The 421-nt window shown below is 72.4% G+C and carries 1 protein-coding gene; it reads right to left on the bottom strand.

The features are described 5' to 3' along the window. On the bottom strand, nucleotides 1-421 hold a 421-nt coding region (locus NQU54_RS48845), incomplete at both ends, for an acyltransferase domain-containing protein (protein ID WP_257636692.1).

Raw genomic sequence — 421 nt, 5'->3', positions numbered from 1 at the left:
GAAGCGCATCCACCTGAGCGGAGTGCGAGGCGTAGTCCACCGCCACCCGCCGGAACCGCACCCCCTCCCGCCCACACCGGACCTCAAGCGCCTCCAGCCCCTCCGGCGTACCCGAAACCACCGTGGTCGCGGGCCCGTTGACCGCCGCAACCGACACCACGTCCTTGATGTCCTCCACGAGGCGGCGCACCTCGTCCTCGGACGTGGCCACGGCCGCCATGCCCCCCTGCCCGGCCAGTTCGGCGGCGACGGCCCGGCTGCGCAGGGCCACCACCCGCGCCCCGTCCTCCAACGACAGAGCACCCGCGACGACAGCGGCGGCGATCTCACCCTGCGAATGACCCACCACAGCCGACGGCTCCACACCATACGAACGCCACACCTCGGCCAAGGACACCATCACCGCCCACAGCGCGGGCTG

Origin of the sequence: Streptomyces malaysiensis subsp. samsunensis, assembly GCF_024519315.1 — a bacterium.
In the GTDB taxonomy this organism is placed as follows: domain Bacteria; phylum Actinomycetota; class Actinomycetes; order Streptomycetales; family Streptomycetaceae; genus Streptomyces; species Streptomyces malaysiensis.
Note: the sequence above shows the minus strand (reverse complement) of the source record. Positions and strands in the feature narration are given on the sequence as shown.